This window comes from Pantoea sp. R13S299, assembly GCF_048515925.1.
Lineage (GTDB): Bacteria > Pseudomonadota > Gammaproteobacteria > Enterobacterales > Enterobacteriaceae > Pantoea.
Map to the genome: position 1 here is coordinate 217,277 of NZ_JBLYEF010000003.1, position 14,184 is coordinate 231,460.

The following is a 14,184-nucleotide window of genomic DNA, read 5'->3' on the forward strand; positions in this document are numbered from 1 at the left end:
CACCGTCAGACATAGCCCATCATTTTCAGCAGCGACTGCACCTGATTCATCGCTTCGCTGCGGTGGGTGACGCCCAGCTTCTGATAGAGATTGCGGATATGGGTTTTGATGGTGGTCGAAGCCACTGCCAGCTCACCGGCAATCTGGTCGTTGCTGTAGCCCGAATAGATCAGCCCCAGCACCTGCCATTCACGCTGTGTCAGCGGGCTGGTGCGGATCAGTTCCGGCACGTCAGGATGGTTGAGTAACCGGCTGACAAAGCCTTCATCGAAATGGGCGAATTTGTGACGGTGATATTTATTAATCTCCAGCAGGATGCGGCGGGCGCGGTGGCTGTCCAGCTCATTCAGGGTGTTCAGTTGAATCAGCTGCCGCAGTTGCTGCGCCATCATCTCGCCTTCAATCACAAAATGGCTGATAAAGCCGGTACTGCGCGCCAGCTTCAGCGCTTCAATCAACACACGCTGCGCCTCTGCTTTGCGGTCGGTCTGCCAGTAGATCTGATTCAGTAGCAGCAGATTACGGTTTAAGTCGCTCATCAGGCGCAGGGCGCGGGCATTTTCATTCAGCTCTTCCAGCACCACTTCCGCCTGACTGACGTCACCCAGCAGGATCTGCGCGCGGGCGATGTTCCGCCACTGTCCCTGCAGAAAATGGTTGTTGGCGAAGGCAGGCTTGGGCGTCTGCCGCATCCAGTCGCGGGCGTTCTGGCTGTCGCCGGTCATCTGCCAGTAGATCACCCGGACTTTATCGGCATTGGCGATCCAGTCGCTGTGCCAGTTGCCGTTGTTCAGCAGGTTTTCCAGCCGGTTCAGGTAGCTGCGGGCATTATCTATATTGCCGCGCGCCAGTGAGCACTGTACCAGCAGTCCCAGACACTGAATCTGCTGCTGCGGCTGGTAACCATTCAGCACCTTGATGCCTTCGCGCGCCGCCTGCTCCGCCTCTTCCAGTCGGCCCCAGGCCCACAGCAGCTGAGCACGAATACGCAGCAGAAACTCATGCAGCGGGAACTGCGCCAGATGCTGCTCGTCCACCAGCACAAAGGCGCGGCTCTGAATTTCATAAGCGGCCTGCAAAAAGCCCTGAGCAAACAGAATCTCGCTCTGCTGAATCATGCTCCAGAGCGCGTAGTGCCACACCTCATCGCGTCGCGCCATCTGTTCGGTCTGCCGCATCAGCTTGAGCGAATCATCCAGCTCGCCTTTGCAGTGCATCACTTCGCCATGCACCGAAGTCGCCACAATGCGGCTGTAGTGACGGCTGGCGGGCAGCGTGTCGAGCGCCACTTTCGCCAGCCGCTCCGCTTCATCAGTATTGCCATCGTTGATCGCCACCTGGGCGCGCAACGCATTAAATTCACCGCGCAGTGCCGCATCAATGTCGCAGCGGCTGGCCTGCTCAAAACGTGCCAGCAGACTGTCGACTTCAGAGAAGCGATGCTGAGTCTGCATCAGCCACGCCTGCAGCAGCACCAGCATCGGATTATCCAGCATCATCTCCCACGGCAGCGCTTTCAGGGAGTTTTCCAGCAGCGGCAGCTCGCTCTGATTAAACAGGGTCCAGGCGTGCTTCAGCAGCACGTCCCGCAGCATAGTGGCATCGCCCGAGGCGAGCGCATGATGGATCGCCTCACCGGGGAAACCCTGCGCCATCCAGCTTTCTGCCGCAGCCCGATGCAGCGCAGGCAGTTCTGCCGCCAGTTCCCACTGACAGCGCTGACGCAGGAAGTTGCCAAACAGCGGATGGTAGCTGAACCAGCAGCCGGAATCGTCCATGCGCTGCAGAAACAGACCCTGCCGCTCGATCTCCTCCAGCCGCATCTGGCCATTCTCTTCGCGGGTGACGCAGGCGATCAGCTCATCGTTCATTGAACGCAGCAGCGCGGTTTTCAGTAAGAAATGGCGGGTAGGCAGATCGACGTTATCCAGCACCTCTTCCACCAGATAGTCGGCGAGATGGCTTGAGTTGATGCCGGAGAAACGCCGGGCGGAATGCTGAGCCGAACTGGCTCCCTGTCGCGCCGACAGCACGATCAGCTGCAGCGCGGTCGCCCAGCCCGCCACATCATCACAGAGTCGGCTGCTCTCTTCGCTTTCCAGCGGCGCCGCCAGCCGGCAGTCAAAAAACTGTCGCGCCTCCTGATGGGTGAACGCCAGCTGCTGGCTGCCCAGCTCAATCAGTTGCTCACGCACCCGCAGGTTCGCGATACCGAGTTGCGGCAGGTTACGTGACATCAGAATCAGGGTGAGATTTTCAGGCTGATGGCGCAGGAAAAAGCGCATCGCGTCGTGAATCACCGGATTGGTGATCAGATGATAATCATCAACGATCAGCCACAGCGGCTGCTGCCACTCCACCAGCTCGATAAACAGCTGGGAAAACAGTGCATTAAGATTCACATACTGCCGCTTCTGCGCCAGCAGTTCACTGCGGGGACAGCCGCCGTGAGTGGCCTGTTGCAGTGCCGCAATCAGGTAATCGGCAAAGCGCTCCGGCTGATTATCGCCCTCATCTAAAGAAACCCAGCCCAGATCGCTTTTGCCCGCCGCCCACTGCGACACCAGTGTGGTTTTGCCGTAGCCCGCCGGACTGGTGACCAGCACCAGCCGATAGTTACCGGCAGCGGTGAGTTTTTGCAGCAATCTTTCACGGATGACGGTGCCTTCAAGACGGACCGGTCGGCTGAGTTTGGCGGGTATGAGCATGGGCGCGCGTTTCTCCATTCGTCGAGCGCATCATTATTTTACGCTTCGTAATTATTCCTTACACAGGTTCAGCATTTCGTCTGATGAATGCAAGTAAACCCATTAACTAAACTTTACAAAAGCGTGCGCTATCACACTCCTTCAACGATTTAGGAATTGCCTCATCCTCTCCACCCTCCCTATCCTCCTGCGCTAATTCTTTGCAGGAGGATGAGCGTAAGTTTCTGCACGGGCAGACTGTCGTCACATTGACCTACTTTCTGTTTTTACAGGACCTCAACCATGACACAGCCCGAATTTAACCCGATTCAGTTCAACGCTGCCCTGACCCGTCAGTGGCAGCGTTTTGGCCTGCGCGATGCGCAGGAGATGACCCCTGCACAGTGGTGGCAGGCACTCAGCGGTGCGCTGGCCGATATGCTAGCCGCGCAACCTGCTCCCCCTGCTCCGACAGAACTCCGCCACGTTAACTACCTGTCGATGGAGTTTCTGATCGGTCGCCTGACCGGCAACAACCTGCTGAACCTGGGCTGGTATGACGCGGTGAACGACGCGCTCTCTGCCTGGAATATTTCACTGACCGACGTGCTGGAAAACGAAACCGATCCGGCGCTGGGCAACGGCGGCCTCGGTCGTCTGGCGGCCTGTTTCCTGGATTCGATGGCGAATGTGGGTCAGCCGGCAACCGGCTACGGTCTGAACTATCAGTACGGTCTGTTCCGCCAGCGTTTCGAACAGGGCGCGCAGGTCGAAGGCCCGGATGACTGGCAGCGCGATCGCTATCCGTGGTTTAACCACAACGCCGCGCTTAACGTGCGGGTCGGGCTGGGCGGTAAAGTGGTGACGGTGGCGGGTCATCCGCAGTGGCAACCGGCGTTTGAGCTAATCGGTGAAGCCTGGGATCTGCCGGTGGTCGGTTTTGAGAATGGCATCAGCCAGCCACTGCGTTTGTGGCAGGCGAAACATGCTCAGCCGTTTAACCTCAGCCGCTTTAACGACGGCGACTTTCTGCGCGCCGAGCAGCAGGGTATTGATGCAGAAAAACTCACCAAAGTGCTCTACCCCAATGACAATCATCAGAACGGTAAAAAACTGCGTCTGATGCAGCAATATTTCCAGTGTGCCTGCGCGCTGGCTGATATTCTCCGTCGCCATCATCTGGCCGGACGCAGCATTGAAACCCTGGCCGATCACGAAGTCATTCAGCTTAACGACACCCATCCGACGCTGGCGATCCCCGAGCTGATGCGTCTGCTGCTGGATGAGCATCAGCTGAGCTGGGATCGCGCCTGGCAGATCACCCAGCACACCTTTGCCTACACCAACCACACCCTGATGCCGGAAGCGCTGGAGTGCTGGGATGTGCGGCTGGTGCGCAGCCTGCTGCCGCGCCATATGCTAATCATCAACACCCTGAACGCGCAGCTTAAGGCAGCTGTCACGGCGCGCTGGCCGGATGATGAAGCAAAATGGGCGAAACTGGCGCTGGTGCACAATAACCAGCTGCGGATGGCCAACCTCTGCGTCACCAGCGGCTTCGCCGTCAATGGTGTGGCGGCGCTGCACTCGAAACTGGTGGTGCAGGATCTCTTCCCGGAATATCACCAGATGTGGCCCGAGAAATTCCATAACGTCACCAACGGCATTACGCCGCGCCGCTGGATTAATCAGTGCAACCCGGCACTGAGTGCGCTGATCACCCGCACTTTAAACAAGCCCTGGCTGAACGACCTCGATGTCCTTGAGGGACTGGAGGCTTTTGCGGATGACGCCGCTTTCCGCGCTGAGTATCGCGCCATCAAGCAGCAGAACAAACAGTCGCTGGTTGGCTGGATCAAAAACCGGACCGGCATTGAGATCGACCCCAGCGCGCTGTTTGATGTGCAGATTAAGCGCCTGCATGAGTACAAACGTCAGCATCTGAGCCTGCTGCACATCATTGCGCTGTGGCAGACGCTGGTCATCGATCCGCAGGCGAACCGCGCGCCGCGCGTGGTGCTGTTTGGTGCCAAAGCCGCGCCGGGCTATGCGCTGGCGAAAAACATCATCTATGCGATCAACAAAGTGGCAGAGGTGATCAATCAGGATCCGCGCATCGGCGACCGCCTGAAGGTGGTGTTTATTCCCGATTACAACGTCTCCGTCGCCGAGCGCCTGATTCCGGCCGCTGACCTTTCAGAGCAGATCTCTACCGCCGGTAAAGAGGCCTCCGGCACCGGTAACATGAAGCTGGCGCTTAACGGTGCGCTGACCATCGGCACCCTTGATGGGGCGAACGTCGAGATCGCCGAGCAGGTCGGCAGCGAAAACATCTTTATCTTCGGGCATACCGTGGAACAGGTGGTGGCGTTAAAAGCGGATGGCTATGCTCCGGCGCAGTGGCGCAAAAAAGATCCACAGCTCAATCAGGTGCTACAGGCGCTGGAAGATGGCACCTTCAGCCAGGGTGATCTCCACGCCTTTGACGCGATGCTGCACAGCCTCGGCCCGGAAGGCGGCGATCCCTATCTGGTGCTGGCTGACTTCCAGCCCTACCTGGATGCGCAGGCGCAGGTGGAACGGCTGTGGAGCGATCAGGAAGCCTGGACACGTGCCACCATCCTGAATACCGCACGCTGTGGCATGTTCAGCTCCGATCGCGCGATCCGCGATTACCAGCAACGCATCTGGCAAGCGAAACGCTAAGGAACGCCATGAAAAGAGATCCGGTTATGGATAATTTTCCCCTGGCAGGCATCGCCGCTGAGTATATCAATGCTCACGGCAAGCCACAGGCGATCCCGACCCTGACCCGCCAGCGTTTGCTGGCGGTGATGCAGCCTCCCAATCCGCTGAGCACGCCGCTGCCACCGGTGGTGATTTTCCGCAGCGGCGATCTGCTGAGCCTGTCGCCACAGCTGAGCGACGATGCCCACTGGCAGCTTCTCAGCGAGGCGGGTGAGATCAGCTCAGGGCGCTGCCAGCCCGGCCAGCCGCTGCATCTGCCGCCGCTGCCCGAAGGCTATCATCAACTGACGCTGCAACAGGGCGCGCAGCAGTGGTCGTGCCGGGTGATTATCGCCCCGGCCCGCTGTTATGAACCGCCGGCACTGCTGGCCGGTGAATCCCTGTGGGGCGCCTGCGTGCAGCTTTACTCCCTGCGCTCGGCGCAGAACTGGGGCATTGGCGACTTTGGCGATCTGCGCCGGATGCTGCCGGAAGTCGCCGCACGCGGCGGCGCATTTATCGGCCTTAACCCCATCCATGCGCTGTTTCCTTCCAGCCCGGAGAGTGCCAGTCCTTACAGCCCTTCATCCCGGCGCTGGCTCAATGTGATTTACATCGATGTGAGCGCCGTGCCTGACTTTCAGCGGAGTGCCGACGCGCAGGCCTGGTGGCAACAGCCGGAAACGCAGCAGGCGCTGGCGCTGGCACGCGCGGCCGAGTGGGTCGATTACGCGGCGGTAACCCGGCTGAAGATTCAGGCGCTGAGCCTGGCGTGGCCGCAGTTTACCCAGCGTGACGCCGACAATCCTGAGGTGCAGGCGTTTAATGCATTTATTCGTGAAGGCGGCGAAAGCCTGCAGCATCAGGCGCTGTTTGATGCACTGCATGCCGACCAGATGGCGCAGGATAGCGGGCGCTGGGGCTGGCCGGTGTGGCCGGAGGCGTTGCAGAATCCCGGCAGCCCGGCGGTGCAGACCTTTTTGAAACAGCATCAGGATGAGGTGCGATTCTGGCTCTGGCTGCAGTGGCTGGCCGCACAGCAGTTTGCAAGCTGCTGGAACAGTTGCCAGCAGCAACAGATGCCGATTGGCCTTTACCGCGATCTGGCGGTAGGCGTCGCGCAGGGTGGCGCAGAGACCTGGAGCGAACAGGATCTCTACTGTATGGATGCCAGCATCGGCGCACCGCCTGATATTCTCGGCCCGCGTGGCCAGGACTGGGGATTGCCGCCCATGGATCCACAGGTGATGCGCCAGCGCGCCTGGGAGCCGTGGATCGCCCTGCTGCGCGCCAGTATGCGCCACTGCGGCGCGCTGCGTATCGATCATGTGATGGCGCTAATGCGCCTGTGGTGGATCCCGGCGGGTGAAAGCGCGATGCACGGGGCTTATGTGCACTATCCCATCGACGATCTGCTGGCGATTCTGGCGCTGGAAAGCCAGCGTCATCGCTGCATGGTGATTGGCGAAGATCTTGGCACCGTGCCGGAAGCGATTGTCGATAAGCTGCGGGATGGCGGGGTTTACTCCTACAAAGTGCTCTGGTTCGAACAGACCTCAGAAGCCGGTTTTCGCCCGCCCGCCAGCTGGCCCCGGCAGGCAATGGCCGTCGCCACCACGCATGATCTCCCGACGCTGCGCGGCTGGTGGCAAAGTGACGATCTGACCACCGGCGCGCAACTCGGTCTCTATCCGGACAAAGTGGTGCTGGCCGGGCTGTATCAGGATCGACTTCGGGCGAAACAGGCACTGCTAAACAGTCTGCATCGGGTCGGTGCGCTGCCGAAACGTGCCGGACGCGATGCACGTCGCACCGGCATGAGCCAAGCATTAAACCGGGCGATGCAGCGCTATCTGGCGGACAGCCACAGCGCTCTGCTGGGTCTGCAACCGGAGGACTGGCTGGATATGGCCGCACCGGTGAACATTCCCGGCACCAGCGATGAGTATCCGAACTGGCGTCGCAAGCTGAGCGTCGATGTTGAAACGCTGTTCAGCATTCCAGAAACCGAATCGCTGTTAAGGGATTTGACGGCACGCCGCAGGCGGTCAGTGCAGAGCTGAGGGTAATGAGGAAGGACAGGACAAATTAGAGGCCAGGTGAGCGCGCGCCAGGGAAGGCTCGCGCCGCCAGCATCAGACCGGCTTGCGGGTCTCCGCGTTTCTCTCCGTGATCCATTTACGATACTGTACCGGCGTCATACCGAGCGTCTGGCTGAACGCCTTACGAAACGCCGTATCCTCTTTGTAGCCACATTCAGCAGCCACTTCCCGGATGTTGGCCTGCGGATTGGCCAGCAACACACAGGCTGACTCTATCCGTACCCGCGTAATAAAAGCTTTCGGCGTCTCCTGCGTCAGCGCCTTGAGTCTGCGTTGCAGAGTGCGCTCGGTGGTGTGCAGGGCGGCCGCCAGCATTTCGGCGGTAATGGCGGGATTGCGATAACGAATAATTTCTTCTGCGCGCATCAGTAAAGGATGTCGGGTGTTGACGAAACCCGGTGGCGCATAGACCTGCTGCGATAAAGGCTGGCTGTCGGCCACGGCCATATCTGCGGTGAGTTTAGCAATGTCGCCACCCGCTTCACGACGGATGATCTGCAGCGCCACACCCACCCACGACAGCGGCCCGCCGGTTGTCAGCACACGCCCATCCTCTTCCATCGCCTTACCCCACACCGGTTTCGCGGCCGGATAACGCTGCTGCAGGGTATGGAACAGCCACCAGGTTGTGGTGCAATGCTTACCATTTAACAGGCCCGCCTCGCCCAGCAGCAAAGCACCGGCGCAGGCACCGGCCACTCTGGCCCCCCGCTCATACTGCTGTCTTATCCAGCCCGCGGCCCGGACAAAACCGGGCATATGAACCGGCAGGCGATCCGCGCCCAGTGCCATGCCGGTCGCGATGACGATATCTGGCTGGTCCACGTCTGCAAAGGCGCAATCCACGGTGATCATCCGGCCCTGCGCATCCCGTACCGACGCACCGTCGGCACTGACAATCTGCACCTCAAACAGGTTCCCTGCTGTCCCGGCGGGCTGTTCAGGCTGGTTTTGCATGGCCTGATGGGTAATCCAGAACATGTCGGACAAACCGGAGATCGAGGAGTGCAGGCTTCCTTCCAGCGCGATGATTGCGATACGGACCGTCATGAATGCGCGATCCGTTTTGTCGTTTTTTGCATGCTTTTAGTCCCTCTTCTCACCTTACTCAATGCCAGGCAGCGGCTTACACTGGATTCAACAGAGCAGGGGCCAGATATGCCCTCCTCACTGCAAAAGATACCGGAAGGAAACAGAATTAATGAAGCTCTTTCGATCACTCTGCGCCATCACCCTCTCCGCCCTGATGAGCGCGCCCGCGATGGTGAATGCACAAGGCATCACTAACATCGTGCTGGTACATGGCGCATTTGCCGATGGATCATCCTGGACTGCGGTTATTGAACGTCTGCAGGCTAAAGGCTATCACGTCACAGCGGTGCAGAATCCCCTGACTTCGCTGCAGGACGATGTTGACGCCACCGAGCGGGTTATCGCCCGTCAGCACGGCGATGTTCTGCTGGTCGGACACTCCTGGGCGGGTGCCGTGGTGACGCAGGCGGGCAACAATGAAAAGGTGCGCGGGATCGTCTATCTCTCAGCGCTGGTGCCCGACAGCGGGGAGTCAGTCAGCGACCTGTTAAACCGTCTTGGCAGCCCGATGCAGGGTATGACGCCCGATTCACACGGCCTGATCTGGCTCGACAGCCCGGCGGCATTTCAGCATGTCATGGCGGCAGATGTCGCTTCAGATAAAGTACAGCAGCTGACAGCGGTTCAGCAGCCCATCGCGGCCCGTGCGTTTAATGAAAAAATAAAGCAGGCGGCCTGGAGAGATAAACCCTCCTGGTATCTGCTGACTCAAAACGATAATGCCCTGCCCTATAACGTGCAGAAAAAAATAGTGGCTCAGACAAGCTCTGAAACAAAAACCCTTCGCTCCAGCCATCTTTCACTTATTTCACATCCCGACGATGTTGCCCGTTTTATTGCAAAAGCAGCAAAAAGCCTGAATTAACGTTCAGCTCATTGAGTGATTACTACGCCTGCACCAGGAGGATTCATGTCAGCTATTCTTCATCTTGATTCCAGTATTTTAGAAGGAACGTCGGTCACGCGCTTATTATCGGCGGAAATTGTCCGGCAGCTCCAGGCGCGGGACAGCAGTGCCCGCATTCATTATCGCGACCTTACAGAAGATGCCATTCCGCATTTAACCGCCAGTATTGCTCAGGGGTTCAGACCGCTGGGTGTTAACGACGCGGATCAAGAGACGCAAAGCCAGCATCGCTTATCAGATGAGCTGGTCAGCGAATTTATGGCCAGCGACATCATTGTGATTGGCGCGCCGATGTATAACTTTTCGGTTCCCACTCAGCTCAAGGCCTGGCTGGATCGCCTGGCTCAGCCGGGTAAAACCTTTCGCTATACCGAAAAAGGCCCGGTCGGGCTGGCAGGCGGACGAACCGTGATCGTCGCGTCAGCGCGTGGCGGGTTTTATGAAAACGGCCCCTTTGCCTCAATGGATTTCCAGGAGCGCTATCTCAGCGCGTATTTCGGTTTTCTCGGCATTGATAAGATTCATTTTATCCGCGCCGAGGGGGCGTCCAAATCTGACGATATTCGCCAGCACGAGATTGAACGGGCGCTGAATGCCATTTCTGACATCGTGGCCGCCGTTAATTAAGGAGTGACCATGTTATATTCCATTACGCTGACCTATCTGCACAATCAGGATGAACTGGCCCACCATACTGCGGGGCATAAAAAATGGCTCGCCGATAATATCGTGGGCGGAAATATTATTTTCGCCGGTCCCCGCGTCGATGGAACGGGCGGCTATATCCTGGCGAATTATCCCGACGACGACGCGGTCAAAATAGCGCTCTCTAAAGATCCCTTTATCCGCTATAACCTCGTCAGCGTGCAAACCGATGCAGTCATTGCCGCCATCGCTGCCGAACCTTTTGCCGGCCACTGGGCAAAAGAGGCGGTCTCCCTTTCCGTAAAATAGCGGTCCGATAAGTTGTTTATGACACCTCAATAACCCTGCTCCGGTTGTGAAAACCGCCGGAGCAGGGTTTTCTGCTGCCTGCCCGTCGCACCCTGTGACGCCCGAAATAAAAAAGGTGCGCCAGAGCGCACCAGATGGGACAACATCAATAGCGTCGGGGCAGCGTCACCCCTTGCCTTTAACACTACTGATAAAGGTTTGCCGTGCAGAGGTCGACCCCAGCCGCTCGGCTTCATCCAGCAGTTTCAGCGCCTTGTCGATATTGCCGCTGTTCACCGCCTGGGTGATCTTCTGATTAAAATAACTCTCGGTATCGCTCATGATCGGCTCCGCACGGGCTTTTGGCGCGGGCGCTGCGGCCGGAGCAGGGGCAGGTGCTGCGCTGTAAGCCGAAGCCGCCGGTGCGCCGTTACCCACGGTGACCGAACCCGGGCCGGATGAACCAAACAGCGGCCCGACCAGAATCGAGGAGCCGGAACTGGTCTGCATCTTCAGCTTGATGGTGCCTTCGCGGCTGTGACTGGCGACTGGATCGGGAATATCCGGCACGGCATGGCCGGTGCCCTGAGCGTAGGCTTTAGCCGGATCGAGCAGCGTGGTGGTCTGGGTCAGATCGCTGTCGGTAGTGAATACCAGCAGGTAAATCTTTTGCTGGCCCAGCGCCGGAGTTAATTTCATCACGCCTTCCAGCCGATCTGCCGCCATCACCCCCGGCTTCTGATAGGTAAAGTAGCGGCTGGGGAACCACGCCGCAGGGCGCAGATTTTCATCCAGCACCAGCACGTTAGGCGCATAGACCTGACCGTTCGCCACTTCACTGCTCAGCGTCAGCGTCAGTTCGCCGATATTCGCGGGCAGACTGTAAGCCGCGACCGGTCCGGCGATGTGGGGCGCATTCAGCGTCTGTCCGCTGCTGGCGAGTTTTGTGGTCTGCGTCTGAGAGGCCGCCAGCGGCTGCCAGCTCAGGCGCTGTAATGTTTCAGGGGCGACGACGGGTGCGGAAGAGAGATCCTGCGGCACCAGATTGACCTCCGCCAGGGCGGGAAGCGCGTGTCCTGTCAGTAACGCCGCACCCAGGCAGAGTGCAGCCAGTTTTTTCATTTTCATTATGCGTACCTTATTGCAGGTCGCGGTGTGAACCAGGCAATGGCACACCGCGACCAAAGAGATCCATCAGGCGCGTCACCGCGCCCGTCAGAACAGGTTCTGGCTTACCACCAGATTTCCATCTGCGCGCCGAAGGTCACTTCGTCGTCTTTGCCACGGCTGTTGGTCAGGATACCGTTCCCAGTGGAGTCCGCAGAGGCGAAGGAGGTGAGATCACCGGAGTTATCTTTGCTGTAGCCCCACTTCTCATCCCATTTGGCGTAGGTTGCAAACAGACGCAGCGCCGGACGTGACCAGATGCTGTCACCCGCCTGCCACTGCTGAGCCAGCGTCACTTTGTACTGGCCGTTGCGCTCGTTCGCCTGCTGCGATTTGACGTTGTCGTAGCCCAGCTCCAGCAGGGTGCTCATGATTGGCGTCCATTTGTACATCGGGCGCACACCCACGGTGTACCACTCGGTGCCCCGGTTGTTGTCCAGATCGATGTTCTGATACATGGCGACGTACATCAGGTCCCAGCGTTCCGCCAGCGAGATCGCGCCGTGATCGAGAACGCGGTACATATCGCCGTTGTTATTGATATTGGTGCCCTGCGGCACGCCTTTGCCCTGCGAAGTCATCGCGTCCGTGGCGTATTGCAGCACAAACTTGTTGTAGCCTTTCAGCATGCTCTGGGTATGTTCAGCGGTGAACATCCAGCCATCTTTCGACGCACCATCTTCAATGCGGTAGCCGTCACGCGCATTGGCACGACCATAATCGACACCCAGTTCCAGCACGCCGTTCGGGTTGGTTTCCATTCCGGCGAGACGCACATCAAACACGTCGTTGGCGGTGCTGGTGGCGAAGTCACGGATACGATCGCTGGAGAAGGTGTAAGAGCCACCCGCTTCAGATGAACGGGTTGCGGCGAACGAGAGCTTACCGAAGCCCAGATCCACATCTTCCAGACCGGCACCCGGACCGGAGATATCCCAGTAGTAGAAGTCGATCATGTGAACGTCATGACGCTGATAGAAACGCTTACCGGCCCAGATGGTGGAACCCGGCAGTGCGTCGATCAGGTTTTTACCTTTGACGTTGGCTTCACGGAAAGCGGGTGATGTCGCTTCCCAGTCATTCTGCTGCGCCACGGAGTAAGCAACGTTGGTGTCGAAATAGAAGCTCTTGTCGCCCTCTTTCCACACTTCCTGGCCTAATTTCAGTTCGGCGTAGGTTTCACATTCATTGCCCAGACGGTATTTGCTTTGGGCGCCGGTGGCCTGGAAACATTGCTGTTCGCCACCGCTGCCGGTCCAGCCAATGCCGGAACGGGCGTAACCGGTAAAATCCACCGCCATCGTCGGGGCGGAGAGGGTTCCCACCGCGACGGCAACGGCGATGGGGAGTTTGCGCAGAGTTAACATTTTCTATCTCCTGAGGTCATTGCTTTTATTGTTTTTGGCAGGGCTATACACCCGGCTCCTGATACAGCCTGCGGCACGCGCTCCCGTCCTCGCGGAACAGGTGACAACGCTCGGGCGGCAGGCCAATACCGAGGATGGCGCCCTCTTTTACCAGCACGACGTCCTCCTGGCGGTAGACCAGGTTCTGACGGATAGCGGGAATCTCGATGTGGATCTGTGTTTCATGCCCCAGCTGTTCCACCACCTGCACTTCCCCTTCAAGGGTGACGTCGGCGATATCGCTGGAGAGCAGATGTTCAGGGCGAATGCCCAGTGACATGTTGCTGCCAACCTGCACCCCGGCGCTGTCAACCGGCAGCCAGACCAGCTGCTGATTCGGCAGCCGCACCTGAACCTGATCGATGGCAGTGGCGGTCACTTTGACCGGCAGGAAATTCATTTTTGGTGAGCCGATAAACCCGGCGACAAAGCGGTTGGCGGGATAGTGGTACAACTCAAGCGGCTTGCCGACCTGCGCAATGCGCCCGGCATACAGCACCACAATCTTGTCAGCCAGCGTCATCGCTTCGATCTGATCGTGGGTGACGTAAATCATGGTGCGCTTAAGACGCTTATGCAGACGGGAGATCTCGATCCGCATCTGGACGCGCAGCGCGGCATCGAGGTTCGACAGCGGCTCATCCAGCAGGAAGACGCGCGGTTCCGCCACCAGCGTGCGGCCAATCGCCACGCGCTGACGCTGACCGCCAGAGAGAGCTTTAGGCCGCCGATCGAGCAGGTGCGCCAGTTGCAGAATCTCTGCTACCTGATTGACGCGCTGATGGATCTCCGCTTTTTTTACGCCGGCCAGCTTGAGGCCGAAAGACATATTTTCCGCCACCGACAGATGGGGATAGAGCGCATAGGACTGAAACACCATGCCGATGCCGCGTTCAGCAGGCGGCACCTCATTCATCCGCTGGTCGCCGATTAACAGCTCGCCGCTGGTGATGGTTTCCAGTCCGGCAATCATGCGCAGCAGCGTCGATTTGCCACAGCCTGATGGGCCGACGAAAACAACAAATTCCCCTTCACGAATGGTGAGATCGATATCTTTCGATACCACCGTATCGCCCCAGGCTTTCGTGACATTGCGTAACACAACGCTCGCCATGATCCCTTCCCTCTTAGCTGCATAGTCGTGTCTGCTTCGTGGCAGACGG

The 14,184-nt window shown here is 58.7% G+C and carries 10 protein-coding genes; 5 read left to right on the forward strand and 5 right to left on the reverse strand.

The features are described from left to right. Nucleotides 1-5: 5 nt before the first annotated feature. The gene (gene malT / locus ACN1CO_RS15385; protein ID WP_419139688.1) at nt 6-2,708 is read right to left on the reverse strand and encodes an HTH-type transcriptional regulator MalT; all 2,703 of its coding nucleotides are present in this window, start codon (nt 2,706-2,708) and stop codon (nt 6-8) included. 282 nt (nt 2,709-2,990) lie between these two features. Here malT and malP point away from each other — a divergent pair, with 282 nt between their 5' ends. Together malP and malQ are read left to right on the forward strand one after the other, a co-directional pair. After that, the gene (malP, locus tag ACN1CO_RS15390; protein WP_419139689.1) at nt 2,991-5,393 is read left to right on the forward strand and encodes a maltodextrin phosphorylase; all 2,403 of its coding nucleotides are present in this window, start codon (nt 2,991-2,993) and stop codon (nt 5,391-5,393) included. An 8-nt stretch (nt 5,394-5,401) separates the two neighbouring features. Continuing rightward, nucleotides 5,402-7,477 (forward strand): 4-alpha-glucanotransferase, encoded by a 2,076-nt coding sequence (gene malQ / locus ACN1CO_RS15395; RefSeq protein ID WP_419139690.1) that lies wholly within the window; start codon nt 5,402-5,404, stop codon nt 7,475-7,477. A gap of 72 nt (nt 7,478-7,549) precedes the next feature. Here malQ and ACN1CO_RS15400 read toward each other — a convergent pair whose 3' ends face one another. Continuing rightward, nucleotides 7,550-8,566 carry a GlxA family transcriptional regulator gene (locus tag ACN1CO_RS15400; RefSeq protein ID WP_419139691.1) on the reverse strand — a complete coding sequence of 339 codons (1,017 nt, stop codon included), beginning with the start codon at nt 8,564-8,566 and terminating at the stop codon, nt 7,550-7,552. Nucleotides 8,567-8,717: 151 nt separating this feature from the next. On the opposite strand from ACN1CO_RS15400, the gene ACN1CO_RS15405 reads away from it, so the two are divergent. From ACN1CO_RS15405 to ACN1CO_RS15415, 3 genes are read left to right on the forward strand one after another with little or no spacing between them, the layout of a single operon-like run. Then, complete coding sequence (locus ACN1CO_RS15405; protein ID WP_419139692.1) at nt 8,718-9,473, forward strand: alpha/beta hydrolase; 756 nt, start codon at nt 8,718-8,720, stop codon at nt 9,471-9,473. Nucleotides 9,474-9,518: 45 nt separating this feature from the next. Then, nucleotides 9,519-10,142: an FMN-dependent NADH-azoreductase gene (locus ACN1CO_RS15410; protein WP_419139693.1), complete on the forward strand. Its 624-nt coding sequence runs from the start codon at nt 9,519-9,521 to the stop codon at nt 10,140-10,142. Between the two features lie 9 nt (nt 10,143-10,151). Next, the gene (locus ACN1CO_RS15415; RefSeq protein ID WP_419139694.1) at nt 10,152-10,469 is read left to right on the forward strand and encodes a YciI family protein; all 318 of its coding nucleotides are present in this window, start codon (nt 10,152-10,154) and stop codon (nt 10,467-10,469) included. Nucleotides 10,470-10,634: 165 nt separating this feature from the next. On the opposite strand, the gene malM is transcribed toward ACN1CO_RS15415, so the two are convergent. The 3 genes from malM to malK all read right to left on the reverse strand — a co-directional run bounded on the left by malM (nt 10,635) and on the right by malK (nt 14,135). After that, on the reverse strand, nt 10,635-11,576 hold the full coding sequence (gene malM, locus ACN1CO_RS15420; RefSeq protein ID WP_419139695.1) for a maltose operon protein MalM: 942 nt from the start codon (nt 11,574-11,576) through the stop codon (nt 10,635-10,637). Between the two features lie 104 nt (nt 11,577-11,680). Next, a complete protein-coding gene (locus ACN1CO_RS15425; RefSeq protein WP_419139696.1) occupies nt 11,681-12,982 on the reverse strand; it encodes a maltoporin in 1,302 nt (433 codons plus the stop codon). Nucleotides 12,983-13,025: 43 nt separating this feature from the next. Beyond that, nucleotides 13,026-14,135 (reverse strand): maltose/maltodextrin ABC transporter ATP-binding protein MalK, encoded by a 1,110-nt coding sequence (gene malK / locus ACN1CO_RS15430; RefSeq protein ID WP_419139697.1) that lies wholly within the window; start codon nt 14,133-14,135, stop codon nt 13,026-13,028. Between the last annotated feature and the right edge of the window lie 49 nt (nt 14,136-14,184).